The sequence below is a fragment of the Cupriavidus sp. KB_39 genome (assembly GCF_052114485.1).
GTDB lineage: Bacteria > Pseudomonadota > Gammaproteobacteria > Burkholderiales > Burkholderiaceae > Cupriavidus.
Genome location: NZ_JBFREV010000008.1, coordinates 86,650 through 113,465, shown reverse-complemented (window position 1 = coordinate 113,465; position 26,816 = coordinate 86,650). Strand labels below are relative to the sequence as shown.

The window sequence follows — 26,816 nt, the reverse complement described above, 5'->3', positions numbered from 1 at the left end:
TTTACTCATATCTGATACCTAATATCTAAGGGGCGATGTCCGGCGCGGCGGCGACGCCCAGGTCGCCGCTCTGGAGATAGGCGATCACCGGCGCCCAGAACGCCTGCGCGTGCGCAGGTTCGATGGCGGCGTTGTGGGGCAGGTCCTCGAAGATCTCGAGCCGGCTCGGCGCGCGCGCCATCTGCGCCAGATATTCGCCATGGCTGAACGGGATGGTCTGGTCCTGCCGGCTGTGGATCAGCAGCAGCGGCATGCGCAGCTTGCGGATGCGCGCGGCGTTGTTCCACGGCTCCGGCAGCATCCACGCCAGCCACGCGGGCACCCGCCCCGTGACCACCGCCGCCGCACGCGCGGAGCGGAAACCGGCGCCAATYACGGCGCCGTCCGGGCTGGGCCGCAGCCGGCCAATCACATCGAGCAGAATCCCACTTCCCAGCGAATAGCCCATCACGTGGCGCCGCGCCGCAGCCGGCGTGGCGGCGATGAACTGGAGGTAGCCGGCCAGCGCGTCCTGACGCAGGTTGCGSACCGAGGGCCGCCCGGTACTCGCGCCATAGCCGCTGTAATCGAACACRAAGGAGCCGATGCCGGCCGCGTGGAGCATGGCCTGGACCGGCGCCCAGTCGGTCAGGGATTCGGAATCGCCGTGAAACACGCACAGCGCCGGGCCGCTCGGATCGGGCGCGGCGACGAACGAGGCGTGCAGCGAGCGATCCCCGCTGGCGAAGGTGTACTGGCGGGACGGCACGCCGAGGTGGTCGGGGGTGACATCCCCGATCGGGATGGTGACGAAAGCGTCACGTTCCATCGCCCGGAAGACCAGCCAGCGGCCTAGACTTGCGGCCACTGCGACGCCAGCCACGCCGGCAACCCAGCGTTTCAGGGGACGGGAGCCAGCAGCGGGCGGGGTGGGCAGCGGGGCAGACATGGCGGGCCGGGGGCGCGGGGGATGTGATAAGCCTAGCACCCGATGGGCCGGGGCGCCGGCCGCAAGAGAGACAGGCTATCGGCCTCATAAATAAGTTTTCGGCGCGATCCCCAGATTCGCCTTGCTTGTCTATCTACCAGTAGATATTATCCAACCCATGGACTCGCCGCACAAACCAAGCGGTGGTCTGAGCAAGACCTCGAACGGGGCCTTCCAGAGCCAAAACATCTATCTAGTGGTAGATAGCATCGGAAGGTAGCCCCGGCAAACGCAGCCAATACAAGGAGCTTCACCATGAACGCCAAGACCATCCTCAGTGCCGCCGCTCTCGCCGCCGCCTTCGTCACGGGCGCTGCCCAGGCCGCTCCCGCCAGCAACCAGACCGGTGAAGCCTACGGTTACGGCTACCGCGTGAACGACGCACGCAGCCCGTACAGCGACGGTGCCCGCGACGTACATCGCCCCCGCAACCCGTTCGTGGACGGCGCCCGCGTGAATGATCAGCGCAGCCCGTTCTCCGATGGCGCCCGCGCCGGCAAGTTCGACCCGTACACCGACGGCACCCACACCGTGGCCGGCCGCGACCGCACCGGCGTCTCCGCCGAACCGGGCCGCGCGGATGATTCGGCTGTCGAAACCGCTTAAAGCATTTCTACCATCGCCCCGCCGCGGATCGCGGCAAGCGGTACCGGCCGGCGCCCCAAAAGGGTGCCGGCCTTCCTGACGTTGACATCGGGGTAATCCCGGTTGAGTATCTATCTGCGTGTAGATAAACTTTGCCCCATGAAAACCCAACCCGTCCGTGAGCAGCTGCTCGAACACACGCTGGTACTGATTCGCCGCCGTGGTTTCAATGGCTTCAGTTACCGCGATCTGGCCGAGCTGGTGGGGGTCAAGACCTCCAGCATCCACTACTACTTTCCGTCCAAGGACGACCTCGTCCTGGAAGCGGTGAAGGAATACAGCGCGCGCATCGTCGAGCGCCTGCGCAATATCGACCCCGAACTGCCGGTGCTGGAACAGGCCCGCCAGTACCTGGAGCCGCTGCGCGCCACCTGCGGATCTGACCAGATCTGCCTGGCCGGCATGCTCTCCACCGAGGTGCTGTCCCTGCCCGAGCCCGTGCACAAGGTGCTCAAGGATTTCTATCACATCAACGAGGCCTGGCTCGCCAAGCTGCTCGAACGTGGCCAGGAGCAGCGCGAGACCTTGTACCCCGTGCCGCCCGAAATGCTCGCGCAAGTACTGTATGGCGCGCTCCAAAGCGGCCTGATCGCCGCGCGCCTGTTCGGCACGCAGGAGCGCCTCGAAGCCGCCGCCGAAACCCTGCTCGGCGCCCTGTGCAACAAACGCGCCGCCGCACTGCTCGGCAAGACCTGCGCCTGACGTAGTCGCTGCATAAAAAACCGCCGGATGGCCGCAAGGCCTCCGGCGGTTTTTGTTTCTCGAACTGGGAATTGCACCCGAACAGGCAACGCGCCTCGACGCCGTGTCCCGGCAGCAGATCAAAGAGGACCGTTCTTCTCGACCATCGCGCACAACCACCCCCCATCGTCATGCGGCAGGTCATGTCCCGCCCACGGGTGGCGGAGGTGCTGCGCCTGCCAGGCCGCCGCGATGCGGGTCGAGCAGATCGGGTTGACCAGACGGTCGGCGTCCGAGGAGAGGATCAGCGTGGGGCAGGGCGGGGCGGAGGGGGCCGCGCGGTAGCGGGCGGCGGCCAGCAGTTGGCGGAGGGCCGCCGMGCGGRTGACCGGGGCGGATTGGCCGATGGTGACCCACKYCGCCAGGTCGGCGTCGCGGGTGTCCATCCGTTCGCAGGTCAGCCGGTGGACCGTGCGCTCGCAGCGGGCGCGGTCSTGCCAGTGGTTGGCCATGCCGATGAGCGCGGCCCAGTTCTSGGGGCGCAGGCGCTGCGGCATGGTGCTGAAGGGRCGCATGCTSGTGTTGATCAGCACCAGTCCGGCCACTTCCCCGGGGTAGCKTTGSGCCCATTCGGTGGCGACCATGGCGCCGAGCGACATCGCCAGGATGCGGCATGGCGCGGCCACCCCGTCGGCGCGGGCCGTGGCGCGTACGGCTTCCATGATGCCGCGCACGTCGACTGGCACCATCGCGTGGCGGGCGGTGCCGTTGCCGGGCAGGTCGATCAGGGACGGGTGGCCCAGGCCGCGAGCGGTCCATAGCGCCGGCAGGTCGCCCCAGTGCCGCGATTCGCGGGTGAGGCCGCGCAGGAAGATCCACGGGTTCATGGTGCCGGTTTCCGGTCTTGCCAGTGCGCGCTTGCCTGCGCCAGCAACTGCTGTCGATGGTCGCCCYGGGGCAGCCATCGCTCCGGGGCGAAGGCGGTGCGSCCGAGGAARTCGAACAGGCTCACRTGCCGGCGCAGCACGCGCGCCGTGCGGTGRGCCTTGATSGGATTGAAAATGCCCGCGCGCGAGAAAAGCTGGCGGGGATTCTTCTTGATCCACAGCCACGAGCCCAGCTCCAGCGTCATCGGCAGGAACAACGTGCCCGCCGGCGCGCGGTCGTAGGCGTAGTCCCACAGGTCGCCGTGCAGCAGGTACTGATGGCTCTGGGGTTCGAAGGCGTAGCCGTGGTGCGGGTGGGCCTGCTCGAACATGGTCTTGAGCAGGTACATCTCGGGCAGGTGCGCCATCGGCGCGTGGGTGCGCGCGTAGGGGAACCAGATGCTGTCGCGCCAGCCATAGCCGGAATGGCAATCCACCGCGAAACTGAGSGGCCGGCCCAGCAGTTCKTCCTCSACCACGCGCAGCAGCGCGGCRGCCTCGGGCTCCATCGGCGCGCCGGCGCGGCCGCGATACCACGGCAGCCAGGCGCCGAGSCGCTGSCCGCCGGCCAGGAAGGGCACGCGCGCATCGGCGTTCTGCGGCGCGTTGCGCATCAGGTCCACACCCCGGGGATTGGCGCGCGTGGCCGCGTACATGCCGCCGGGGTTGACGATCGGCATGAAGACCAGCTTCACGGCCTGTAGCTCGCGGTGGAGCAGTTCGTCCCATTGCAGGCGGCACAGCAGCGAGCGCATGTAGTCCAGCACCAACTGAGTGCCGATGCGCTCGAGCCCGTGAATGCCGCCGAAGATGCCGATGGCCGGCGCGTCGGGCGCGTCCGTGCCCAGCGCCGCCACRTGGACGCCRAACGAGCGGYCGTCCAYGGYTACCTCGCACGCCACGCGCGACCGGAACCACGGGGCGCCCAATTCCAGCAGCGTCAGCAACTGGTCGTACTCGGGAAAGCTGGGGCGGCCCGGGTCGGTCATCGGCGGAGGGGGTCCTTGGGGGCGGTGCGGTGGGGGCGTGAGGCTCAGGTCAACTCAGGTCGACTCAGTCAACTCAGGTCAACTCAGTTCAATATAGGTGCAGGTTGCAGAACCTCGCAATGCCGTTGCGCCGCGCTGCCCGGCAGGACCAGGCAGTCCAGCAGCGCGCGCACCAGCCGTGTCCCGCTGCGAATCTTGAGGCTGTAGAGATATTCGTGGATGACCGGCGCCTGGCTGGCGAAGGGCACCACGCAGAGCGCGGGGTCGCGCGGGACCTCGCCCACGGGCATCACGCTGGCACCGAGGTTGTGCCGGATCGCCTCGCAGATGGCTTCGCGGCTGCCGATCACGGTATGGGGCGGGAGGTCGATGCCCACCGCGCCCAGCGCGGCCTCGGTGGCCTCGCGGGTCATCGACCCTTGTTCGCGCACGATCAGGTGGCAGGTGGCCAGTTCGGCCACCTCCACACGCGGACGGCGCGCCAGCGGGTGGAGCGGATGGGCGACCAGCACCATCGGGTCGGCGGCGAGCATGACGCGGGAGAGCCGGTCGTCGTCCACCGCGTGCGACGACACCGCGGCATCGATCCGGTATTCGAACAGCGCGTCGAGCATCTGCCGGGAATTGCCGATCTCGATGCTGATCGCCACGGCCGGGTAGCGCTCCCGGAACGCGGCCACGCTGCGCAGGATGTAATASGGGCCAGTGGCGCCAATCCGCAGGCTGCCCAGCCGCAGGTTGCCGGCGTTGCGGAGCAGGAAATCGGCCTCGCCCTCCTGCTGCATCATCTGCTCGGCCAGCGGCATGAGGGCCACGCCGACGTCGCTGAGGTCGAGCCGGCTGGCGCGGCGGTGGAACAGTTCCACGCCGTAGAGCACTTCCAGCTGGCGGATGCGGCCGGTGACGGTGGGCTGGCTGAGGCGCAGCTGCCGGGCCGCGCTCGTGATGCTGCCTTGTCGCGCCACTTCATAGAACGTCATCAGCAGATCGCCAAGCATGGGGCTCCCATCGAGTTCAGGACGAACCCGCGAGCCTAGCCCGGCAATGTGACAGTGGTGAGTATGACGGCGTTCCCCCCTCCCCAAAGGGAGAGGGGAGAACGCCGGACGCGGGTTTAGCTCCCCATCGCCGGATCGGACACCGTGTGGGTGCCGTTCTCCAGGCGGCCGGCAAAGCGGCGCGAGAAGCCGCCCTGCTGGGTGGTCACCGTGAAGTCATACCAGTTGCCCTGCGACTTCACCGGGAAGGGCTGGTCGAGTTCCTTGCCGGCGGGCAGCTCGAAGGTCCACGGGCCGTCCGTGCGGTAGGCGTTGGGCACCACCGTGAACGTACAGGCCGTCGTGCCGCGGTTGATCAGCGTCAGCCAGACCTTGGGCTCGTCGGATTCCTCGTAGCACACGCGGATCTCCGGCGCGGCGCCGCCGCCGGCTTCCTTCTGGGCGCTCACGTCGCCGATAAAGGCGCGATGGTAGCCATTCGGGCCCAGTACCCAGAGGTCATAGCGGCCGCTGTCGGTGGCGTAGACATCCCAGGTGGCGTCGATGCCCTTGCCCGCCTCCACCGCATAGCGGCGCGGCACGCTGCCCARGTGCAGGCGATCGTACACATGGAACACTGCGGCCTGCGTGCCGTCATTGCGGAACTTGAGGACCATGGCGCGGTTGACCGGATCTTCCAGCCCGCTGGTGTGCAGCGTGTACGGCAGCGCGCGCGAGGGCCGCGTGCCGCTGGCCTGCGTCGGCATGGTCTGCGCCGCCACGGTCGGGGTGGGAATCTGCGCCAGCGCTTCCTGCTGGGTGCGCTGGGCGTCCGCGCCGGTCTTGTCGAGGCCCGTGAAGGAGATCGACGTGGTGCCGTTCGGGTTGATGAAGTCGAACGCAGTCATCATGTCGCCCATCACCGCGCGGCGATAGGGGCTGATGTTGGTCTCCTGCACGCCGAATCGCTGYTCGAGGAAGCGCAGCACCGAGGTGTGGTCGAACGCCTGSGAGTTGACCCAGCCGCCACGGCTCCACGGCGACACCACGTACATCGGCACGCGCGGACCGGGGCCGAACGGGGTCTTGTCCACGCTGTAGTACTCGGTGGCGGCGTCCATCGTGGTAGCGCCGACGGGCTTGCCCGCCGCATCCAGCGCCGGCGCGCAGGGCGGCGGCACGTGGTCGAAGAAACCGTCGTTTTCGTCGAAATTGATCAGCAGGACGGTCTTGCTCCAGATGTCCGGGTTGGCCGTCAGCGCGTTGAGCACCTCCTGGGTGTACCAGGCGCCCTGGACCGGGCTCGACGGCCCCGGGTGCTCCGAGTACGTGGCCGGTGCCACGATCCACGATACCTGCGGCAGCGTGCCGGCGGCGATGTCGTCGCGCAGCGCCTGCAGGAAGCCGCCGTCCGGCATGGTGTTGGCGATGCCTTTGAACAGCGGGTTCACGGTGTCGTTGGCCGCCGTGTAGGCCGGGTAGGGCGCACCGTTGGCCGCGTTGCCGAGCGCGGCGTTGGCGGCGCGGTACTGGGCGAAGCCGGCCAGCGGGTTGTCGGTGAAGTTGTCCGGCATGTTCTGGTAGACCTTCCAGGTCACGCCGGCGGTCTGCAGRCGTTCCGGGTAGGTCGTCCAGGTGTAGTTGATGCCGGTGGCGTCGAGCGAGTCGCCGCTGTTGTCGATCACCGGGCCGCCCTTCTGGCCGAACGGGTCGTTGGTGCCGGTCCAGTGGAACAGGCGGTTGGTGTTGGTGCCGCCGTGGAAGCTGCAGTGGTAGGCATCGCACAGCGTGAAGGCGTCGGCCAGCGCGAACTGGAATTCCACCTCCTTCTGCTTGTAGTAACCCATCGACTGGCGCTGCTTGGAGGTCGGCCAGGCGCTCATGCGGCCCAGGTCCCAGGCGGCCTGGCCGTCCGGCTGGCTGTGCGGGGTGCCGCTCACGCGCTGGGCGTTGCCGGCGGTGCTGTCCAGGTGGTACGGCAGCACCACGCGGTTGGTGTTGCCGCTGGCGTAGGTCTGCTGGAAGACGTTGCGGCCGCCCGGCAGCGGGATCGGGAAGCGGTCACCGAAGCCCCGCACGCCCTTGAAGGTGCCGAAGTAGTTGTCGAACGAGCGGTTTTCCTGCATCAGGATCACCACGTACTGCACGTCCTGGATCGACTTGTTGACGTTGTTGGCCGGAATGGCCAGTGCGCGGCGAATAGCCGGCGGAAACGCGGCGAGCGCGGCGGTTGCGGCGGCACTGCCGCCTGCCATCTTGAGAAAATTGCGTCGGCTGCTGGAGTTCATGTCGAGTTCTGCCCTGAGCGGTTCTGGATTCGAGGAGGTGGGATCGCGGCGCTTCAGGGCGCGCACTTCATCTGGGGCTTGACCGTGGGCTCGCCCGGCTGGGTCGGGGTGCCGCCGCCCGGTTGTCCGGGGGTGGGCGGGGTGTCGTCGCCGCCACAGGCGGTCAGCGCCGCGCAGAGCAGCAGGGCGGCGGCCAGCCCGGCCAGGGGGCGCGGGGCTTTGGGTGGCCGCACGTGGGCAAGGCGTGCAAGGGTGCGGATGTCGTGCATGGTCTGGATTCTCTTGCGGTGGGGAGGGACGGGGGCCGTCAAGCGCCCTATGCGTTGCTCGCGTCGTTCGCGTGGCTCGCGATGCGCTTCGCAGCGTACGGTCCCGCCTTGTCCCGGCGGTGACATATGCCCCAAGAATCCTGATACGGACATTCGCGGATTTGGCCCCAAAGGGCGCCTGACGCACATTTGACGGCGTCAGTTGCTGCGTCGCACCAAGTCCTGTGCTATGGTGTTTGGAAGSTTTCCTCCAATTTGCCCCCGAATCCCGTTTACCTGTCAGACTGCCGGACTCGGGAAGATCCTTGCCCAGACCGGGCTGCAGGACCGGCACATTGGATAGCCCCCCCACAAACGCATTTTTGTTGCACTTGCAACGTGGCATGACCTTGCTTGTTAGCAAGGCTTTCCGCCCCCATTCTGCAATGCGGAAGGGCTTGCAGGAGCGGTACATGAACACCGAATCACGTTACGTCTGGCATTACACCGTGGGTACGCCACTGGCCGCAATTGCGCGGTCGGGACGGCTGCGGCCCGCGATGGCCCACGGCCGTCCCGCGCGTCCGGGCGAGCACGACATCCTCTGGTTTTCGCGCAATCAGCAATGGGATCCATCCGCCACCCAGGACGATGGCCTGAGCGAGGCGCGTCACGCGCTCTCGCGGGCTGCCCTGCATGCGCGCTTTGGGCTCTACCGGTTTGGCATCGCCGCCAATGACTCGCGCCTGCTGCCGTGGCCGACGGTCACGCGCGTGGCCGATATCGAAGTGCCCGATGCCATGGCGATGGTCGCCGCCGGCCTGCGCTGCGGCGCCGCGCCCACCGACTGGATCGGCACGCTGACCGAGATTCCRCTGTCCGAACTGCGCTTCGAGGCGTGGACCGGCCGCGAATGGACCACGGCCGATCTCAACGAGCTGGCCGCCCAGCTCGCCTAGCTCACCCCGTCAGCGGCTGAAGCCGCGCGCGGCCACCGGCCACACCGCTTCCACCACGCCGCCGCGCACCGTCACCAGTGCATCGTAGAGATTGAGGGTCGGGTCGCAATGACCCGGCACCAGCAGCACGCGGCTGCCCAGCGCCGGCAGGGCGGCGACGTTGCCCGCCTGGCGGGGTTTGACGATGCCATGCTCGTCGTTCGCCGCCACGTACTCCAGCGCCTCGGACGCCGCGCCATCGGCCCAGATCCACGGCAACCCCGAATCCACCGCCATCGACTTCAGCCCTGCATCGAGGATGACGCGGTCGCCGGCGGCCACGCTCATCACCGTCGTGGYGATAAACAGGCTGTGTTCGAAGCGCAGCGCACCGGGATAGGCGTTGCTGCCGTAGTCGGCATCCATGAACACGTACGAGCCCGGCTGGATCTCGGTGTAGACGCCGCTGCCGAGGTCGAACTCCACGCTGCCGCTGCCGCCCCCCGTTACCACCTCGCACTGCACGCCCGCTGCCGCCAGCTTCGCCAGCACGGCGCCGGTGCGTTCGGCAGCTTGCGCGGCGGCGTTGCGGCGGGCCGCCCAGTCGCGCAGATGCTGGATACCGCCGTGGTACGCCTGCAAACCGCGCAGGGACAGGCGGGGCTGGGCGGCGATTCTTTCCGCCAGCGCGATGGCCGCCGGGGCATCGGCCACGCCGCAGCGGCCCTGGCCGACATCGATCTCGATGAAGACATCGAGCTGTGTGCCGGCGGCTACGGTGGCTACCGCCAGGACGTCAATTTGTGATGCATCGTCCACACACACGCTGAGGCGCGCATGGCGGGCCAACTCGGCCAGCAGCGCCGCCTTGGCCGGCGACGCAATCTCGTTACTGATATGGATGTCCGTCACGCCGGCCGCCACGAAGGGCACGGCCTCGCTGACCTTCTGGCAGCAGATGCCCACCGCGCCGCGCGCGATCTGCGCCAGCGCAATCTCGGGGCACTTGTGCGCCTTGGCGTGCGGGCGCAGCTTCACGCCGGCGCGGTCGGCGGCGTCCTGCATCCGCGCCACGTTGCGCGTGAAGGGGTCGAGGTCGACGATCAGGGACGGTGTGTCGATGGCATCGACGGACTGGCCAGGGGTGGCGGCGGGCGGCAAATCGAAAGGCAGGGGCATGAGCAGCGAAGATGTGATGAATGGGGCCGGAGCGGAAGCGTAGCACGCGCGATTCCACTACGATGAGGAAGTCCGCGCCGATGCGGACCCAAACCGGGAGGGCGCCATGGCACATGATGCAAGAGGCCTGGAGGTCACAGCTGATCATCCCGAAGCGCTCGCGCACTACGAGACCGGGCTGGCGCTTCTGCATGGCTACTACGGCGATCCACTCGCGGCGGTCGATGCCGCCCTGGCCGAACACCCCGACTTCGCCATGGGCCACGCGCTGCGCGCCGCGCTGATGGTGACCTCGGGCGACGGCACCGCCGTGCCGCTGCTGCGCGAGAGCGTGGAGGCAGGCGAGGCATTGGGCGACCGCGCCAACCCGCGCGAGCGCCGCCATCTGGCCGCCGCGCGCGCCTGGCTGGATGGGCGGTTCGCCGAGTCGGTGCAGGCCTACGGCGACATCGCCATCGACTATCCGCGCGACATCCTCGCCGTGCAGGTGGCTCATCTGGGCGATTTCCTGCTCGGCCAGTCGTCGATGCTGCGCGACCGCATCGCGCAGGTACTGCCCCACTGGGATAAGGATGTGCCCGGCTACGGCTACCTGCTCGGCATGCATGCCTTCGGGCTCGAGGAATCCAATCGCTATGAAGACGCCGAGGCGCGTGGCCGCGAGGCGGTGGCGCTGAACCCGCGCGATCCGTGGGCGATCCACGCCGTGGCGCATGTGATGGAGATGCAGGGCCGGCTGGACGATGGCGCGGCCTGGCTGCACACGCGCGTATCGGACTGGTCCGAAGACAACATGCTGGCGGTACATAACTGGTGGCATCTGGCCCTGTTCCTGCTCGAGCAGGAGCGCTACGACGARGTACTGGCGCTCTACGACGYSCACCTCAACCGGCCCGCGCCGGCCATTGCGCTCGATCTGGTCGATGGTGCCGCGCTGCTGTGGCGCCTGCACCTGCGCGGTGTGGACGCGGGCGCGCGCTGGGCCGCGCTGGCCGACGACTGGTACACGCGCGGCGCCGCCGGCTACTACGCCTTCAACGATGTGCACGCCATCATGGCGTGCCTGGGCGCGGGCCGCGAAGACGCCGTGGCCGAGATCCGCGCGGCCATGGCGGGCGCGGCGATCGGGCAGGGCACCAATGCGATGATGTCGCGCGACGTGGGCCTGCCCGTGGCCGACGCGATGATCGCCTTCGCGCGCGGCGACTATGCCGCCACGGTGACGCTGCTGATGCCGGTGCGCATTCTCACCCATCGCTTCGGCGGCAGCCATGCCCAGCGCGACGTCTTCGCGCTGACCCTGATCGAAGCGGCCCTGCGCGGCCGCCACGCCAACCTCGCCGCCGCGCTGGTGGCCGAGCGTGCCGCGCTGAAGCCGATGAACCCGAGCCTCGCTGCGCTGGCCGGCCGCGCACGGCGGACGTCGCAGGCGCAGGCAGCCAGTTCGACGCTGCACTGATCCATCCACCCTGTATCTACCCGTAGTCACCCTGGAGGTCACCATGCATCTACCGACGTTCCGCTCGAAGCCCCTGCGCCTCGCCGCCGTCCTGCTCGCGATGGCCAGCCTGCCGGCCATCGCCCATCATGGCTGGTCCACCTATGACCAGACCAAGCCGCTGACCGTGACCGGCAAGGTGGTGGAGAGCCACTACGAGAACCCGCACGCCACGATCCGCGTGGATGCGGAGGGCAAGCGCTGGTTCGCCGTGCTGGCGCCGGTGTCGCGCATGGAGTCGCGGGGCGCCACGCAGGAGAAGGTGGCCGCGGGCAAGCAGGTGACCATGGTCGGCTACCAGAGCAAGGAAAAGGCCGACGAGATGCGCGTGGAGCGCATCACGCTCGACGGCGGCCAGACCGTGGAACTGCGCTGAGTGCCGATGGAGGCACTTGGCGAGTGGGGCGCCACGCTCGCCGCGTGGCCGATCTCGGTGGCGCTGCGCGCGTCGTCCTGGGCGTATCCGATCATCGAGATCGTGCATCTGGCCGGCATGGCGCTGCTGTTCGGGTCCATCGTCGTGGTGGACCTGCGGCTGGCCGGGCTGGGGCGCCAGTTGCCGGTCACCACGCTGCTGCGCCATGCGCTGCCGGCCTCGGTGGCGGGCTTTCTCGCCGTGGTGGCCRGCGGGGCGCTGCTGTTCCTGGCGCATGCCGATGAACTGATCGTCAATCGCGCCTTCCTGATCAAGATCGTGCTGATCGGGCTCGGGCTGGCCAACGCGCTCTGGTTCCATCAGGGGCCTTACCGGCAGTTGCATGCCGCGCCCGCCGGCGCGAGCTGGGACATCGGCCGGCCGCCGCCCACGGGGGCGCGCGCCTGTGCCATGGTGTCGCTGCTGACCTGGGGGCTGGTGATCTGCGCGGGCCGGCTGATCGCCTACGTCTGAGCGGTTTGCAAYCTCGCAATTTGATGTAACGCAAATGGCGTGCAGGCGTCGCTCAAGGTTTAAGGGGGTGGGTCGTTAAGCCTGATCGGTACTCCATCGATCCAACGAACAACCTGCCCCATGAATAACCTCAGTATTCGCCATGGCCTGCTGGCCACCCTGGTGGTCTTCGGACTGATGATCCTGTTTGGCGCCGCGCTGGGCGTGACCGAGCTACGTGCAGCAAGCGGCGCTTCCGAGCGCATTCACGTGGTGGCCACGCGCGCGCTGCTGATCAACGACGCCTATAAGGACATGACGCGCGCGCGCTCGGCCCTGACCCGCGCGTACAGCTCCGCCAAGGAGTCCGGCGCGGTGAACGCCGACGCCATCGCCAGCGCCGAGAAGTCGATGCGCAAATCCGCCGATGMGCTGAACGCCTTCGAGAAGGCCGCGCCCATCGAGGGCCTGGAAGCCGGCGCGCGCGACGAGATCATCGGCGCCGGCCGTGCCCATATGGATGCCGTCCAGCGCGCGCTCGAGGCACTGCGCAACAATGATCCGGCGGCCTACGCGGCGATCAACGACAAGGACATCACCGCTTCCGGCGGGAAGTACTCGGCCGGCGTGGAGCGCTTCCAGAAATTCGCCGAACAGCATAACGACGAGGCCGTGGCTACGGGCCGCAACCGCTTCCAGCGCGTGCTGGTGCTGGTGGGGATGGGCCTGGTGGCGTCGGTGCTGCTGATCGTGGCGGTGCACGTAGCGCTGCGCCGGCTGGTGGTGGCGCCGCTCAACGCCGCCTGCCAACTGATCATGCGCGTGGCCGATGGCGACCTGACCATGACCGTGCCGCCGGCTGGCCGCAACGAGATTGGGCAACTGCTGGACGCGCTGGCCCGCATGCGTGCCGGCCTGACCGAGACCGTGCGGAAGGTGCGCGCGGGTTCCGATGCCGTGACCACCGGCGCGCGCGAGATCGCGGCGGGAAATACCGACCTGTCCTCGCGCACCGAGGAACAGTCGTCGGCGCTGGAGCAGACCGCCGCCAGCATGGAGGAACTGACCTCCACCGTGGGCAATAACGCGGAGAGCGCCACCCGGGCCAGCGCGCTGGCGCGCGACGCGGCGGACCTCGCCCAGCGCGGCGGCGACGTGGTGCGCGGCGTGGTGCAGACCATGAGCGACATCAACACGAGTTCGCAGAAGATCGTCGACATCATCGGCGTGATCGACGGCATTGCCTTCCAGACCAACATCCTCGCGCTGAATGCCGCCGTGGAAGCGGCGCGCGCGGGCGAGCAGGGCCGGGGCTTTGCCGTGGTGGCGGGCGAGGTGCGCGCGCTGGCGCAGCGCAGCGCCGGCGCCGCCAAGGAAATCAAGGCGCTGATCGATTCATCGGTGGAACGCGTGGACGCCGGCAGCACCCAGGTGGAGCAGGCCGGCAACACCATCGGCGAGATCGTCGGCGCGGTGCAGCGGCTGGCGGCCACCGTCAACGAGATCTCGGCGGCGTCGCAGGAGCAGTCCAGCGGCATCACGCAGGTCAGCGAGGCGGTGTCCCAGATGGAGCAGGTCAACCAGCAGAACGCCGCACTCGTGGAGCAGGCCGCCGCGGCGGCCGACTCGCTCGAAGCGCAGGCCAACCAGCTGGCGGCGGCCGTGACGGTGTTCCGTCTGGCGGCTTGAAACTGTATTAATTAGCAGGCATTACGCCGCCAGCCGTTCTTCGACGAACAGCAGGCGGTCGTTGCCCCAGAACAGCTCCCCATCGACGATAAAGCTGGGCGCGCCGAARATGCCGCGCGCCACGGCTTCCTCCGTCACCCGCTTGAGTTCGGCCTTGACTTCGGGGTCATCGAGCATGGCCAGCGCCTGCCGGGGATCCATCCCTGCATCGACCAGCACTTTTCCGATCTCCTGCGGATCGTTGAGGTTGCGGCCGTCCTCCCACATCGCACGGAAGATCGCGTCCACGTAGCGCGCGAAGGCGTCCGGGCCCTGGCGCTGGTAGCCGATGGCGCCGCGCATCAGCGCCAGCGTGTTGATCGGGAAATGGGGGTTGTGGCGGAACGGCACGTCGTAGCGGCGCGCCCAGTGCTCGGTATCCGTCTTCGACCATTGCGACTTGAGCGGGATGTCGGCCGGGCTGTGGTTGCCGGTCGCCTTGAACACGCCGCCCAGCAGCATCGGGCGCCAGACGATGGTGGCACCGGTGCGGGCCGCCACGCGCGGCAGTTCCTTGTACGCCAGGTAGGAATAGGGGCTACCGAAGTCGAAGAAGAACTCCACCTGCTTGGTCATCGCATGTCTCCGTTGTAGTTTGTGACGGTTGTCCGGGGCGGCGGGGTGGGGCTACCAGTGCTCGATCCACGGGCGGATGTCCAGCTCGTGGGTCCAGGCATCGCGCGGCTGCTGGTGCAGCATCCAGTAGGTATCGGCGATGTGGTCGGGATTGACGATGCCGTCGCGCGCCTTGGCCGCGTAGCGGTCTGGAAAGGTCTCGCGGATAAAGGCGGTGTCGATGGCGGCATCGACGATCAGGTGCGCCACGTGAATGCCCTGCGGCCCCAGTTCGCGCGCCATGCTCTGCGCCAGCGCCCGCAACGCGTGCTTGGCGCCGGCGAACGCGGACATCCCATCGCGCCCGCGCACGCTGGCCGTGGCGCCGGTGAAGAAGATCGAGCCCCGCTGGCGCGGCAGCATCGCCCGCGCGGCCTCGCGGCCCATCAGGAAGCCGCCGAAGCAGGCCATCTCCCACACCTTGAAGTAGACGCGCGAGGTGGTCTCCAGGATCGGGAAGTTGACGTTGGCGCCGATGTTGAACACGGCCACTTCCAGCGGGGCGATGTCGCGCTCGATGCGYTCGATCAACGCCACGGTGTCTTCTTCCTTGCGGGCGTCGCAGCCGAATGCGTGGGCCTCGCCGCCTTCKGCGCGGATCTGGTCCACCAGTGGCGCGAGCTTGTCCGCGCTGCGCCGGGTCATGCAGGCGATATAGCCCTCGCGCGCAAAGCGGCGGGCAATGGCCCCCCCTGTGGCGTCTCCGGCACCGACTACCAGGATGGCTTTCTTGTCAGGCATCGCGTCTCCTCCGTGGTTTGCGTCGCATTGTGACAGCAAAGGCAGAATCGCTTTGGGCTTGACTTTATATCGTACGATATATATCTTACGATACGTCGTACGATAKATTCGTACCCARGCAACGGAGTGCAGCATGCGACATCTCTTTGGATTTCCCTTCGGTTCTCCCTTCGGTGACCACCATCATCACCGCGCCCACGACGGCTGCGGCCACCGCTTCGGCAAGCACGCCAYGTCCCGCCGGGGCGGCGGTTTCTGGTCSCAGGGSGGYGGCCCGGATTTTGAGGGCGGCGATGGTTTCGATGGCGATAGCTGGCGCCGRGGCCGCAAGTTCAGCGCGGAAGACCTGCAATTGCTGCTGCTGTCGCTGCTCGAGGAAAAGCCGTCGCACGGGTACGAGCTGATCAAGGCGCTGGAGGCGCGCACCGGGGGCTTCTACAAGCCGAGCCCGGGCGTGGTCTATCCCGCGCTGACCTTCCTCGAAGACCTCGGCTACGCCACGGTCATCACCGAAGGCAACAAGAAGCGCTATGAACTGGCCGATGCGGGCCGCGCCTATCTGGCCGAGAACCGCGAGCGGCTCGAGCACATGGTCGCCCGGCTGCGCCACGTGGCGCGCAAGATGGACTTCATGCGCCGCGCCATGAGCGGCGAGCCCCAGCGCGAGCCGGAGCAGGGCGGCTGGCTGCCCGAGTTCGTCGAGGCGCGCCTGCGCATCAAGCGCGCGCTGACCCAGCGCAGCGAGGCCTCCGCCGACGAACAGCGCCGCATCGCCGCCATCCTGGCCCGCGCCGCCGACGAGATCGAAGCCGGCCAGCCCTGAACCCTAATACAAGGTATTCCATGACGATTTCCCGTGACCTGACGGTCCAGCGCGTGCGCCATCCGCTCAAGATGCGCCTGCTCCAGGTGCTGCGCACCCAACTGCTGTCCCCGCAACTGCTGCGCGTGACGCTCGGTGGCGACGATCTGGCCGATTTCACCTCCAGCTCCTTCGACGACCATATCAAGGTGTTCTTCCCCGCGCCCGGCGCCGAGCGCCCGGTGCTGCCGGTGGTGGGCCCGGACGGCATCGTGTTCCCCGAAGGCCAGCCGCGCCCGCAGGCGCGCGACTATACGCCGCGCCGCTACGACCCCGTGGCGCGCGAGCTGGACATCGAATTCGTGCTCCATGGCGATGGCCCCGCTTCCACATGGGCGGCGCAGGCCCGGCCGGGGCAGTATCTGGGCGTGGGCGGCCCGCGCGGCTCGTTCGTGATTCCGACTGAATTCGACTGGCACCTGCTGATCGGCGATGACACGGCGCTGCCGGCCATCGCCCGCCGCGTGGAGGAACTGGGGCCCGATGCCCAGGTGATCGTGGTGGCCGAGGTGCCCAGCGCCAAGGCGCAGATCCCGCTSGCCGTGGGGCCGCGYGSGCAGGTGCWYTGGCTSCATCGGGAAGACCAGCCCGAAGGTAGTCTGCTGGCGCCGGCGCTGCAATCGGTGGACCTGCCGGATGGCGAGGGCTATGTCTGGGCGGCCGGCGAGGGCGCCGCGATGCGCGCCGTGCGCCAACATCTGGTGGGCGAGCGCGGCGTGGACAAGGCCCGCATCCGCGCATCGGCCTACTGGAAGCGTGGCAACGCGGCGGTGCACGAGACGCTCGACGATTAAGCGGGTCGGGTTTGGCCGGGCGGCGGGCCTCGCCTACACTGGCGGCATGCCAACCGCCCGGGATGTGCCATGCCGCTGATGCGTCCAACCTTGCTGTCGATTGCTGCTGTGGTGTCGATGACCGTTGCCGCCTGCGCCCCAGACGCCGTGCGCAATGTCGAAGCCAAGGGCTTCAACACCTATCTCGATACGGTGCAGAAGGCATGCGCCAACACCCGCCTGGGCTCGCACCCGCTGGGCGAGTGGCTGCGCAGCGGCGGCGACGACAGCGACAGCGACTACGTGTTCTGGCTCGACCAGACCTCGCGGCTCTACTACCAGCGCATCAGCGTGCCGCAGTACCGGAGTTCCATCGCCGGCGCCATGGGTGGCGACAAGGCCAACGCCGCCGCGCTCGACTGCATCGTCCGCCATCTCCCGGCGGACCGTCCCACCAAGGTGCCCGGCGGGCTGCTGTAGTAAAAAAGCCCGTTGTGCAAACGGGCAAGGCTGGATAAGATCGATTCCCGGTGGCCGAGACAACGGCCGCCGACGTCGCTCGGACGGTTCCGGGCGCTTACGTAAAGGACTCCCGCCATGACTGCCGATTCCGGCAAGCGCCGCTTTGCGCGCATCGATCGCCTTCCCCCGTACGTCTTCAACATCACCGCCGAGCTCAAGATGGCCGCCCGCCGCCGTGGCGAGGACATCGTCGACATGAGCATGGGCAACCCCGATGGCGCCACGCCGCCTCATATCGTGGCCAAGCTCGTGGATGCCGCGCAGCGGCCGGACACGCATGGCTATTCGGCCTCGAAGGGCATTCCCCGGCTGCGCCGCGCCATCTCGCACTGGTACCGCGAGCGCTACGACGTGGAGATCGATCCGGACAAGGAGGCGATCGTCACCATCGGCTCGAAGGAGGGCCTCGCCCACCTGATGCTGGCCACGCTGGACCGGGGCGACACCGTGCTGGTGCCGGACCCGAGCTACCCGATCCACATCTACGGCGCGGTGATCGCCGGCGCCGACATCCGCTCGGTGCCGCTGTCGCCGGGCATCGACTTCTTCGCCGAACTGGAACGCGCCATCCGGGGCAGTTATCCCAAGCCCAAGATGATCGTGCTGGGCTTCCCGTCGAACCCGACGGCGGCCTGCGTGGAGCTGGACTTCTTCGAGCGGGTGATCGCGCTGGCGCGCAAGCACGACATCTTCGTGGTCCACGACCTGGCCTACGCCGACATCGTGTTCGACGGCTGGAAGGCCCCGTCGATCATGCAGGTGCCGGGGGCGAAGGACATCGCGGTGGAGTTCTTCACGCTGTCCAAGAGCTACAACATGGCGGGATGGCGTATTGGCTTCATGGTCGGCAACCCGGACCTCGTGGCCGCCTTGACGCGCATCAAGAGCTACCACGACTACGGCACCTTCACGCCGCTCCAGGTCGCGGCAATTGCCGCGCTGGAGGGCGACCAGCAATGCGTGAAGGACATCGCCGCCCAATACCAGTCCCGCCGCGACGTGCTGGCCAAGGGCCTGATCGAAGCCGGCTGGCCGGTGGAGATCCCCAAGGCGTCGATGTACATCTGGGCCCGCATCCCCGAACCCTACCGCGCGCTGGGCTCCCTCGAGTTCGCCAAGCAACTGCTGGCAAAGGCCAGGGTATCGGTATCGCCGGGCATCGGATTCGGCGACTACGGCGACGAATACGTCCGCTTCGCCCTGATCGAGAATGAATCCCGCATCCGCCAGGCGGTGAGGGGCATCAAGTCGATGTTCCGGGCGGATGGGTTGGTTGGGGCGGGGGGGTAGCCCCGCCAATCAATCGATCCGCGCCCCCGACTGGATCACCACGGGCTTCCACTGTTCGTATTCCGCCAGCACGAATTTGCCGAAGGCTTCCGGGGCCAGTTGCATGGCCTCGGCGCCTTGCTGGGACATCTTCGTGCGCACTTCCGGCTTGTTCAGTGCATCGTTGACCGCCTTGTTGAGCGTGGCGACGATGGCCTTCGGGGTGCCCTTGGGGGCGAACAGCCCGAACCACGCACCGGTGACCAGGTTCGGCACGCCGGCTTCGGCCATGGTCGGGATCTCCGGCAGGGCGGCGGAGCGCTTGCGCGAGGTCACCGCCAGCGGACGCAGCGCGCCGCCGCGGATGTGCGAGATCACCGACGGAATCGTCGCGAACATGAACTGCACGCGGCCGGCCAGCAGGTCGTTCAGGGCATCGGCGCCTTTGTAAGGCACGTGAGTGGTCTTCACGCCAGTGCGTTCGTTGAACAGCACGCCAGAGAGGTGCGCCGCCGTACCCACCCCCGTCGAACTGAAATTCAGGGTGTTGGGGTGGGCCTTGGCGTAGGCCACCAGCTCCTGCACGGTCTTCACCGGCAGCGTGGGGCTGACCACGAGCACATTCGGCACGTCCGCGATGGGCGCCACGGCGGCGAGGTCGGTCTGCGGATTGACCTTGAGCTTGCTGTACAGCGTGGGATTGATCGCCACCGGGCCGACCGAGGTGGCCAGCAGCGTGTAGCCGTCCGGGTCGCTGCGGCCGACGTAGTCCGTGCCGATATTGCCGCCGGCGCCGGGCCGGTTCTCCACCACCACGCTCTGGCCGAGCGTCTGGCCAAGCTGCTGGGCGACTTCGCGCGCCAGGATGTCAGTGGTGCCGCCGGCGGTGAAGGCCACCACCATGCGCACCGGCTTGGACGGGTAGGGTTGCTGGGCGCCCGCCGTGGCGGCGCAGCACAGCAGCAGGCCGGCGGCCGTGCGCCGCAGGATCTTGTTCATGGCTGTCTCCGAATCGTGTCGTTATGTCAGCCATGTTAGGAAGCCGCCAGCCGCCAGCTTTGAAAAAAGAGCAACGCAGCGTTCTTTGCGCGCATGGCGGAAAACCCTGATCGGGCCGCCCCGGGGGAATGCCCCCTACCTCGGTTTCTGGAAGTGCTGCTCCATCGCCGCGCACCGGCTCAGGTATTCCAGCAGCCGTCCCACGCCCGCCGGCAGGCAGTCCTTGTCGCGCACGCACACGTAGAAATCCCGCACCGCCCAGGCATCGTTCAGCGTCAGCAGGGACAGGCCCATCATCGCCAGATAGTTTCGGGCGATGCCCTCGGGCACCACGGCGATCCCGAGCCCCTCGCGCACCATGCGGCAGCGCGCCTCGAAGTTCGACACCTGCGTCTTCACGGTCAGCGGCCGGGAGATGGTGCCGGACACCAGCGTCAGGAAGGCATCGAAGGTATGCCGGGGGAAGTAGCCGAGAAAGTCGTAGTCGAGCGCCTCTTCCAGCAGCAGCGCGCCCTTGGCCTCCAGCGGATGCCCGCGCGGCACCACCAGCCCCACACGGTCCTTGCGGTACGGCAGCGAGTACACGCCGGGGCTGGGGCTGCGCGCGTGATAGATGCCGATGTCCACGTCGCCRTTGGAGACCATGCGCGGAATATCCATGCTGAAGGACTCCACCAGGTCGATGCGCGCCTCCGGGTCGTGCTTGAGATAGCCGCTGATGTCGGTCGGCAGGAACTGGAGCACTGTGGAACGGTTGGAGGCCAGGCGGATCTTGGCGATGCCGTCGGTGGAGTAGGCCGCCAGCGCATCCTGCGCGAGCTGCACGCTCCGCACGATGGCCTTGGCGCGCTGGTAGAGCATGGCGCCGGCCGGCGTGGGCTCCACGCCCCGGCCATGGCGGCGCAGCAGGGCGGTGCCGGCGCGGCGCTCCAGTTCGGCAATGCGCTTGCTGGCGGCGGAAGTGACGAGGTTCTCGCGCTCCGCGGCGCGCGAGAGGCTTTTTTCCTCGACGGCGGCGATCAGGATGGCGAGCGAGGGGATATCCATGTCCATGGGCGCGGGCGTTCTCCAGACGGAAAGGGTTCCGGGGCGCGCGGCCGGGCGGCGGATCTGGCGATGCGGGTTTTCCCGGAATCGCACGGCATCGGCGCACGGCGCGCCTGCGGAGTATGCACCGGCCCCGCATACCCCGGAATACACGGCGCGGCGCGGGAGCGTTCTCCAAATGTCAAAGCTCGCGCCGGCGGCGTCCCTACCATGTGAGGCATTGAGGCGCCCCGCTTTTCTCCCCTCTCCCGCTTGCGGGAGAGGGGCCGGGGGAGAGGGCAGGAGCGGAATGCGCGGTATCGCATCGACGATACGCCGTCCCTCTCCCCCGACCCCTCTCCCAGAGGGAGAGGGGAGAAAGGCGCCCCGGAACAAGGAGACAACACATGCTGATAGACGAATTCGCCGCCTACGTGAGCCGTGCCGCCACGGCGGAGCTGCCCGCTCCGGTGCTGCATCACGCACGCCGCGCGGTCATCGACTGGTTCGCCGCGCTGCTGGCTGGCGTRCCGATGGCGCCGGGGCAGCCGCTGGTGCGGGCCCACAGCGCGGAACTGGGCGTGGGCGCGTCCACGGTGGTCGGCCACGCCACCACGGCGTTTCCGGCGCTGGCGGCGTGGATCAATGGCAGCGCGTCCCACGCGGCCGAATTCGACGACATTTTCCGCGATGCCGTCTATCACCCGGGCTGCCCGACCATCGCGGCGGCGCTGGCCCTGGCCGAGCAGGCCGACGCCAGCGGCACCGATTTCCTGCGCGCCGTGATCGCCGGCTACGAGGTCTCCACGCGCATCGGCGCCGCGATCCAGCCGGCGCACTATCGCTACTTCCACACCACCGGCACGGTGGGTTGCCTGGGCGCGGCGGCGGCCGGCGCGCTGCTGGCGGCGCCGGGCGATGCACGCGTGGCCGCCGACGCCATGGCCACCGCCACGACGTTCGCCTCCGGCCTCCAGCAGGCGTTCCGCTCCGATGCCATGACCAAGGCGCTCCACGCCGGCCACGCCGCGCAGGTGGGCGTGCAGGCAGCCCAGGCCGCCGCGCATGGTGTGAACGGCGTGCACGACATCCTTGAGGGCGACGCCGGTTTTGGCGCCGCGCTGTGCGGCAAGCCCGACTGGCGCGACGTTACCGCCGGCCTCGGCACCGACTTCAATATCACGCGGATCACCCAGAAGAACCACGGCTGCTGCGGCCACACCTTCGCCGCCATCGATGCCGCGATGCAGATCGTGCGCGACCACGGGCTCGATCCGGCTCGCATCGCCGCCGTACGCGTGGCGACCTACCAGGTGGCGCTCGACGTCACCGGCAATTTCCAGCCGACCACCGCCTTCGAGGCCCGCTTCAGCCTGCCCTACGTGGTGGCGCACGGGCTCTTGCACGGCGCCGTGCGGCTCGATGCCTTCCAGCCCCAGCGCATGGCCGACCCCGCCATCCGCGCGCTGATGGCCCGCATCACGCTGACCGCCGACGCCGATCTGACCGCCGCCTTCCCGCGCCAGCGCGCCGCGCGCGTGGAGATCGAGATGGCCGATGGGAGCCGGCACACCCACTTCGCCCCGTACCGCCGGGGCGACCCCGAGGCGCCGCTCGACGACGCCATGCTGACCGACAAATTCATGGAACTCGGCGCGCCCGTGATCGGCGCCGGCCCCGCCGCACGCCTGCTCGACGCGCTCTGGCAACTCGGCGACCGCCCGGTGCGGGCGCTCGGCCTCGGCCAGCTGCGCGCCGGCTGACCCGCAACCCTACAGACAGATACCGATATGACGAGAGTGGACGAACACGTGGCGCCGGACGCGACGGTGACCGGCAGCGCGCTGGCCCGGGCGCTGTTCACGCCAGCCGCCGTGGCGCTGGTGGGCGCCTCGGCCGACGAGAGCAAGAACACCGCCCGGCCGCTGCGCTTCATGCGCAAGCACGGCTATTCGGGCCGCATCTTCCCGATCAACGCGGGCCGCACCGAGGTGATGGGCCTGCCCGCCTACCCGAGCGTGGCCGCGCTGCCGGAGACCATCGACCATGCCTTTGTGATGGTGCCGGGCCGCCACGTGCCCGAGGTGCTGGAGCAATGCGCCGCGCGCGGCGCCAGCGTGGTGACGGTGTTTTCCGATGGCTTTGCCGAACTTGGCGAGGCCGGCATGGCCGCCCAGCAGGCGCTGGCACTGCGCGCCCGGGAGCTGGGCGTGCGGCTGCTCGGCCCGAACAGCATCGGCGTGGTGGACGTGCACAGCGGCGCCATCCTGTCCGTGAACGCCGTGCTGGAGACCGACACCCTGCACGCGGGCGGCATCAGCGTGATTTCGCAGAGCGGGTCGATGCTGGGCGCGCTGCTGTCGCGCGGCGCGGCGCGCGGGCTGGGCTTCGCCAAGCTGGTGTCGGTGGGCAACGAGGCGGACATCGGCGTGGGCGAACTGGTCGACCTGATGGTCGATGACAGCGCCACCGAGGTGATCCTGCTGTTCCTGGAGACTATCCGCGACGCCGCCGTGCTCGGCCCGGCCCTGCGCCGCGCCCGCGCCGCCGGCAAGCCGGTGCTGGTCTATAAGCTGGGCCGCTCCGCGCAGGGCGAGGCGCTGGCGCAGTCCCACACCGGCGCGCTGGCTGGCAACGACGCCGCCGTGGATGCCTTCCTGCGCAAGCACGGCGCGATGCGCGTGGAGATGCTGGAGACGCTGTTCGAGGCCGCACCGCTGGCGCGCCGCTACGCCAGCGCCATCCCGCCGCTGGACCGCAATCCGCGTATCGCGGTGGTCACCACCACGGGCGGCGGCGCGGCCACGGTGGTGGACCGGCTCGGCCTGGCCGATGTGGAGGCCGTGGCGCCGCCCACGGCGTTCATCGAACACATGGCCGCGCGCGGCCTGAAGATCCGCCAGACGCCGATTCTCGACCTGACGCTGGCCGCCTCGCCGGCGCAGTACCGCGACCTCGTGGAGCAGATGCTCCAGAGTGACTGGTGCGATGCGGTGCTGTGCGTGGCGGGTTCGTCGGCGCAGTTCCACCCGGCGTACGCGGTGCGGCCGATCGTCGAGGCCTCCGCGGTGCAGGGCAAGCCGCTGCTGGCCTTCCTGGCCCCGGAGGCCGGRCAGTCSCTGACGCTGTTGCAGGAAGCCGGCGTGCCGGCGTTCCGCACGCCCGAATCCTGCGCGGACGCCCTGGCCTGCCTGTTCCGCGCCGCACGCACGCCGCTGGACGCTGGCACGCCGCCCGAGCCCGTGGCGTGGCCCGCTAGCTTGCCGACGCATGGCGACCTGTCCGAGTTCGAAGCCGCCGCCGCGTTTGGCGAACTGGGCGTGCCGATCGCCCCGATGGCGCTGGTGCAGCCCAACGCGCTGCAACACGCGGTGCCGTACCCGGTGGTTGCCAAGATCTGCTCGCGCGACATCCTGCACAAGACCGAAATCGGCGGCGTGGAAGTGGGCGTGCGGGACAACGAGGAACTGGCCCGCGCGGCGGCGCGGCTGGTCGACAACGCCGGGCGGGGCGCCCCCGCCGCGCGGCTGGACGGCATTCTGGTCCAGCGCATGGAACACCGGCTGCTGGAACTGATGCTCGGCTATCGGCACGACCCGCTGGTCGGCCCGATGGTCATGCTGAGCGCGGGCGGCATCACGGCGGAATTGCACCGGGACGTGAGCCTGCGGCCGGCGCCGGTCAGCCTTGAAGAAGCCCGCGACATGATCGGCGAGGTGCGTTCCACACGCCTGATCCGTGGCTTCCGGGGCCTGCCCCGCGGCGATGTGGATGCGCTGGCGCGCGCCATCGTCGATTTCTCGCGGCTGGCAGTGGTGCAGGGCGTGCGCATCGACGAAGCCGAGATCAACCCCTTGTTCGTGCGCGCCGAGGGCGTGGTCGGTGTCGACTGCGTGCTGCGGCTCAGCGCCACGCCAGATGCGTCGTAATCATCACAAATTTCTAAAATTCGGAGACTCAACATGAACTTCACCCTCACCCCGGAACAGCAGGAGTTTCAGGACGCCGTCAGCCGCTTCGCCGAGAAGGAACTGCGCCCCGGCGCCCACCAGCGCGCCCATACCGATGCCTACCCCTGGGACGTGGCGAAGAAGATGGCCGCGCAGGGCCTGCTCGGCATCACCATTGCCGAGGCCGACGGCGGGCAGGGTGGCACGCTGATGGACGCCATCATCGCCATCCAGGCCGTGGCGGCGCACTGCCCGCGCAGTGCCGACGTGATCCAGGCCGGCAACTTCGGCGCGATCCGCGTGCTGGCCGAGTACGGCTCGGCGGCGCAGAAGGCCAAGTGGCTGGCCCCGCTGCTGGAAGGTAGCGCGCTGATYTCGGTGGGCATGACCGAGCCSGAGGCCGGCTCCGCCGTGACCGAGCTGAAGACGAGCGCCACGCCGGACGGCGCGGGCTTCCGCATCAACGGCAGCAAGGTCTTCACCACACACGGCCCCCATGCGGACGTGATCCTGGCCTACGTCCGCTTCGGCCCGGGCGTGGGCGGCATCGGCTCGGTGCTGATCGACACCAAGGCGCAGGGCGTACGCATCGGCCAGCGCTCGAAGTTCATGTCGGGCGAGGAGTGGGCACAGATCTATTTCGACGATGTGTACGTGGCGCCCGAGGACGTGCTGCTGGGCGAGGGCGGCTTCAAGAAGCAGATTGCCGGCTTCAACGTGGAGCGGATGGGGAACACGGCGCGCTCGCTGGCGCTGGGCCGCTATGCCTACGAGGAAGCGCGCCAGTGGGCCATGCAGCGCAAGCAGTTCGGACGCCTGCTGTGCGAGTTCCAGGGCCTGCAATGGAAGTTCGCCGAGATGAAGATGAAGCTCGACGCCGGCCAGCTGCTGCTCTACCGTGCCGCCGCCAATGCCGACAGCGGCATCCCGTCCGCCGAGGAAACCGCGATTGCCAAGGCGTTCTGCAACCAGGCTGGCTTCGACATCGCCAATGAGGCCATCCAGGTGATGGGCGGCATGGGCTACAGCCAGGAAGCGCTGGTGGAGTACTGCCAGCGCCGCTGCCGCGGCTGGATGATCGCCGGCGGGTCGATCGAGATCCTCAAGAACCGCATCGCCGAATCGGTGTTCGAGCGGACGTTCTCGCAGCGGCCCGAGAAGGCACGGGCCTGATCGCTTCGTCCGTTCGATCAGAAATAGCCGATAAACCGCGCCATGATYGGCGACAGGGCGCCGGCGCGGTGGGCCATCAGGACCCGGCTGCCGGCGTCCGGGCCGGCCAGCGGCAGGTAGGCCACGCCGGGAATGCCGGTGCGCGCGTAGATCTCGGGCAGCACCGACACCCCGGCGCCGCTGGCCACCAGCCCGATGATGGTCGTGGCCTCGCGCGCCTCCTGCGCGACGTTGGGCGCGTAGCCGGCCCGGTTGCACAGCGTGGTCACATGGTCGAACAGCCCGCAGCCCAGCCCGCGCGGGAATAGCAGGAAGCGCTCGGCGGATAGCTCGGCGATGTCGATACCTGCCGCGCCATCCCGGTCATCGCTCCCTTCGCGCGCCAGCGCATGGCTGACCGGCAGTACGGCCACGAGGCGGTCTGCCAGCACCTCCCGCACCGTGATGCTGGCCGGTGGCCGAAACTGTGGCGACGGCCGCAGGAAGCCGATATCGATCTCGCCCTGCTCAAGCTGCTGCAGTTGCTGCCCGGTCGACATATGCACCAACTGGAGGGTGGCGTTGCGGTGTGCCTCGCGGAACTGATGCACGGCGCGCGGAAAGACGTCATGCATCGGCACGGATGCCGTGAATCCCACCCGAATCTCCCCGGCATCGCCCGATGCCACCTGCTTCACCACCTCGCGCGCCTGATCCAGCGTGGCCAGCGCATCGCGGGCCTTGTCCAGGAACAGCGCCCCGGCGGGCGTCAGCGCCACGTGATGGCGGGAGCGTTCGAGCAGCGCACTGCCCAATTCCTCCTCCAAAGCCTTGATCTGGATGCTGAGTGGCGGCTGGCTCACATGCAGCTTGCGGGCGGCTTCACTGAAGCTCAACGCCTCGGCGACGGCCACGAAATATCGGAGTTGGCGAAAGTCCATGATTCGAAATCGAAATAACAAGCCATCTGAAAAC

The 26,816-nt window shown here is 68.5% G+C and carries 26 protein-coding genes; 14 read left to right on the top strand and 12 right to left on the bottom strand.

The features are described 5' to 3' along the window. Nucleotides 1-25: 25 nt before the first annotated feature. Complete coding sequence (locus tag AB4Z27_RS08805) at nucleotides 26-847, bottom strand: alpha/beta hydrolase (protein ID WP_441644275.1); 822 nt, start codon at nucleotides 845-847, stop codon at nucleotides 26-28. Between the two features lie 375 nt (nucleotides 848-1,222). Between AB4Z27_RS08805 and AB4Z27_RS08800 the strand changes: the two genes are divergently transcribed. Then, nucleotides 1,223-1,573: a hypothetical protein gene (locus AB4Z27_RS08800; protein WP_092297157.1), complete on the top strand. Its 351-nt coding sequence runs from the start codon at nucleotides 1,223-1,225 to the stop codon at nucleotides 1,571-1,573. Between the two features lie 138 nt (nucleotides 1,574-1,711). Then, the gene (locus AB4Z27_RS08795) at nucleotides 1,712-2,314 is read left to right on the top strand and encodes a TetR/AcrR family transcriptional regulator (protein ID WP_092297160.1); all 603 of its coding nucleotides are present in this window, start codon (nucleotides 1,712-1,714) and stop codon (nucleotides 2,312-2,314) included. Nucleotides 2,315-2,433: 119 nt separating this feature from the next. On the opposite strand, the gene AB4Z27_RS08790 is transcribed toward AB4Z27_RS08795, so the two are convergent. The 5 genes from AB4Z27_RS08790 to AB4Z27_RS08770 form a co-directional block, all read right to left on the bottom strand. Further along, entirely contained in the window at nucleotides 2,434-3,180 is a 747-nt protein-coding gene (locus AB4Z27_RS08790; protein WP_441644274.1) for an alpha/beta fold hydrolase, read from the bottom strand. After that, a complete protein-coding gene (locus AB4Z27_RS08785) occupies nucleotides 3,177-4,208 on the bottom strand; it encodes a M14 family zinc carboxypeptidase (protein ID WP_441644273.1) in 1,032 nt (343 codons plus the stop codon). The genes AB4Z27_RS08790 and AB4Z27_RS08785 overlap by 4 nt, the downstream gene beginning before the upstream one ends. Before the next feature lie 83 nt (nucleotides 4,209-4,291). Continuing rightward, nucleotides 4,292-5,206 carry a LysR substrate-binding domain-containing protein gene (locus AB4Z27_RS08780; protein WP_092297168.1) on the bottom strand — a complete coding sequence of 305 codons (915 nt, stop codon included), beginning with the start codon at nucleotides 5,204-5,206 and terminating at the stop codon, nucleotides 4,292-4,294. A gap of 116 nt (nucleotides 5,207-5,322) precedes the next feature. Further along, a complete protein-coding gene (locus AB4Z27_RS08775; RefSeq protein WP_441644272.1) occupies nucleotides 5,323-7,473 on the bottom strand; it encodes a phosphocholine-specific phospholipase C in 2,151 nt (716 codons plus the stop codon). A gap of 53 nt (nucleotides 7,474-7,526) precedes the next feature. Continuing rightward, nucleotides 7,527-7,742, bottom strand: coding sequence for a hypothetical protein (locus tag AB4Z27_RS08770; RefSeq protein WP_255370894.1), 216 nt, complete (start codon nucleotides 7,740-7,742; stop codon nucleotides 7,527-7,529). Between the two features lie 452 nt (nucleotides 7,743-8,194). Here AB4Z27_RS08770 and AB4Z27_RS08765 point away from each other — a divergent pair, with 452 nt between their 5' ends. Next, nucleotides 8,195-8,680 carry a hypothetical protein gene (locus tag AB4Z27_RS08765; protein WP_092297174.1) on the top strand — a complete coding sequence of 162 codons (486 nt, stop codon included), beginning with the start codon at nucleotides 8,195-8,197 and terminating at the stop codon, nucleotides 8,678-8,680. A 9-nt stretch (nucleotides 8,681-8,689) separates the two neighbouring features. Here AB4Z27_RS08765 and AB4Z27_RS08760 read toward each other — a convergent pair whose 3' ends face one another. Beyond that, entirely contained in the window at nucleotides 8,690-9,838 is a 1,149-nt protein-coding gene (locus tag AB4Z27_RS08760) for a DSD1 family PLP-dependent enzyme (protein ID WP_441644271.1), read from the bottom strand. A 106-nt stretch (nucleotides 9,839-9,944) separates the two neighbouring features. Between AB4Z27_RS08760 and AB4Z27_RS08755 the strand changes: the two genes are divergently transcribed. From AB4Z27_RS08755 to AB4Z27_RS08740, 4 genes are all read left to right on the top strand, one after another. Then, nucleotides 9,945-11,297 carry a tetratricopeptide repeat protein gene (locus tag AB4Z27_RS08755; RefSeq protein WP_441644270.1) on the top strand — a complete coding sequence of 451 codons (1,353 nt, stop codon included), beginning with the start codon at nucleotides 9,945-9,947 and terminating at the stop codon, nucleotides 11,295-11,297. Between the two features lie 43 nt (nucleotides 11,298-11,340). Next, nucleotides 11,341-11,712 (top strand): DUF6152 family protein, encoded by a 372-nt coding sequence (locus AB4Z27_RS08750; protein WP_092297184.1) that lies wholly within the window; start codon nucleotides 11,341-11,343, stop codon nucleotides 11,710-11,712. A 6-nt stretch (nucleotides 11,713-11,718) separates the two neighbouring features. Further along, entirely contained in the window at nucleotides 11,719-12,225 is a 507-nt protein-coding gene (locus AB4Z27_RS08745) for a DUF6644 family protein (RefSeq protein WP_441644269.1), read from the top strand. Nucleotides 12,226-12,345: 120 nt separating this feature from the next. Further along, nucleotides 12,346-13,893, top strand: coding sequence for a methyl-accepting chemotaxis protein (locus tag AB4Z27_RS08740; RefSeq protein ID WP_441644268.1), 1,548 nt, complete (start codon nucleotides 12,346-12,348; stop codon nucleotides 13,891-13,893). 21 nt (nucleotides 13,894-13,914) lie between these two features. On the opposite strand, the gene AB4Z27_RS08735 is transcribed toward AB4Z27_RS08740, so the two are convergent. Further along, a complete protein-coding gene (locus AB4Z27_RS08735; RefSeq protein ID WP_092297192.1) occupies nucleotides 13,915-14,508 on the bottom strand; it encodes a 2-hydroxychromene-2-carboxylate isomerase in 594 nt (197 codons plus the stop codon). Between the two features lie 51 nt (nucleotides 14,509-14,559). After that, on the bottom strand, nucleotides 14,560-15,288 hold the full coding sequence (locus tag AB4Z27_RS08730; RefSeq protein WP_441644267.1) for an SDR family oxidoreductase: 729 nt from the start codon (nucleotides 15,286-15,288) through the stop codon (nucleotides 14,560-14,562). A 133-nt stretch (nucleotides 15,289-15,421) separates the two neighbouring features. Here AB4Z27_RS08730 and AB4Z27_RS08725 point away from each other — a divergent pair, with 133 nt between their 5' ends. From AB4Z27_RS08725 to alaC, 4 genes are all read left to right on the top strand, one after another. Further along, a complete protein-coding gene (locus tag AB4Z27_RS08725) occupies nucleotides 15,422-16,111 on the top strand; it encodes a PadR family transcriptional regulator (protein WP_441644266.1) in 690 nt (229 codons plus the stop codon). Nucleotides 16,112-16,131: 20 nt separating this feature from the next. Continuing rightward, nucleotides 16,132-16,944 carry a siderophore-interacting protein gene (locus AB4Z27_RS08720; RefSeq protein ID WP_441644265.1) on the top strand — a complete coding sequence of 271 codons (813 nt, stop codon included), beginning with the start codon at nucleotides 16,132-16,134 and terminating at the stop codon, nucleotides 16,942-16,944. Nucleotides 16,945-17,013: 69 nt separating this feature from the next. Further along, nucleotides 17,014-17,403 carry a hypothetical protein gene (locus tag AB4Z27_RS08715; RefSeq protein WP_441644264.1) on the top strand — a complete coding sequence of 130 codons (390 nt, stop codon included), beginning with the start codon at nucleotides 17,014-17,016 and terminating at the stop codon, nucleotides 17,401-17,403. A 117-nt stretch (nucleotides 17,404-17,520) separates the two neighbouring features. Next, the gene (gene alaC / locus AB4Z27_RS08710; protein ID WP_441644263.1) at nucleotides 17,521-18,735 is read left to right on the top strand and encodes an alanine transaminase; all 1,215 of its coding nucleotides are present in this window, start codon (nucleotides 17,521-17,523) and stop codon (nucleotides 18,733-18,735) included. Nucleotides 18,736-18,744: 9 nt separating this feature from the next. Here alaC and AB4Z27_RS08705 read toward each other — a convergent pair whose 3' ends face one another. Next, nucleotides 18,745-19,713, bottom strand: a complete 969-nt coding sequence (locus AB4Z27_RS08705) for a Bug family tripartite tricarboxylate transporter substrate binding protein (protein ID WP_441592900.1) — start codon at nucleotides 19,711-19,713, stop codon at nucleotides 18,745-18,747. 135 nt (nucleotides 19,714-19,848) lie between these two features. After that, complete coding sequence (locus tag AB4Z27_RS08700; protein ID WP_092297444.1) at nucleotides 19,849-20,760, bottom strand: LysR family transcriptional regulator; 912 nt, start codon at nucleotides 20,758-20,760, stop codon at nucleotides 19,849-19,851. Between the two features lie 386 nt (nucleotides 20,761-21,146). Here AB4Z27_RS08700 and AB4Z27_RS08695 point away from each other — a divergent pair, with 386 nt between their 5' ends. The 3 genes from AB4Z27_RS08695 to AB4Z27_RS08685 are packed head-to-tail and all read left to right on the top strand — an operon-like array spanning nucleotide 21,147 to nucleotide 25,862. Then, the gene (locus AB4Z27_RS08695; RefSeq protein WP_441592901.1) at nucleotides 21,147-22,502 is read left to right on the top strand and encodes an MmgE/PrpD family protein; all 1,356 of its coding nucleotides are present in this window, start codon (nucleotides 21,147-21,149) and stop codon (nucleotides 22,500-22,502) included. A gap of 27 nt (nucleotides 22,503-22,529) precedes the next feature. Further along, nucleotides 22,530-24,668, top strand: a complete 2,139-nt coding sequence (locus AB4Z27_RS08690; RefSeq protein WP_092297217.1) for an acetate--CoA ligase family protein — start codon at nucleotides 22,530-22,532, stop codon at nucleotides 24,666-24,668. A 33-nt stretch (nucleotides 24,669-24,701) separates the two neighbouring features. After that, the gene (locus AB4Z27_RS08685) at nucleotides 24,702-25,862 is read left to right on the top strand and encodes an acyl-CoA dehydrogenase family protein (RefSeq protein WP_441592902.1); all 1,161 of its coding nucleotides are present in this window, start codon (nucleotides 24,702-24,704) and stop codon (nucleotides 25,860-25,862) included. 17 nt (nucleotides 25,863-25,879) lie between these two features. Here AB4Z27_RS08685 and AB4Z27_RS08680 read toward each other — a convergent pair whose 3' ends face one another. Beyond that, nucleotides 25,880-26,782 (bottom strand): LysR family transcriptional regulator, encoded by a 903-nt coding sequence (locus AB4Z27_RS08680; protein WP_441592903.1) that lies wholly within the window; start codon nucleotides 26,780-26,782, stop codon nucleotides 25,880-25,882. Nucleotides 26,783-26,816 lie beyond the last annotated feature (34 nt).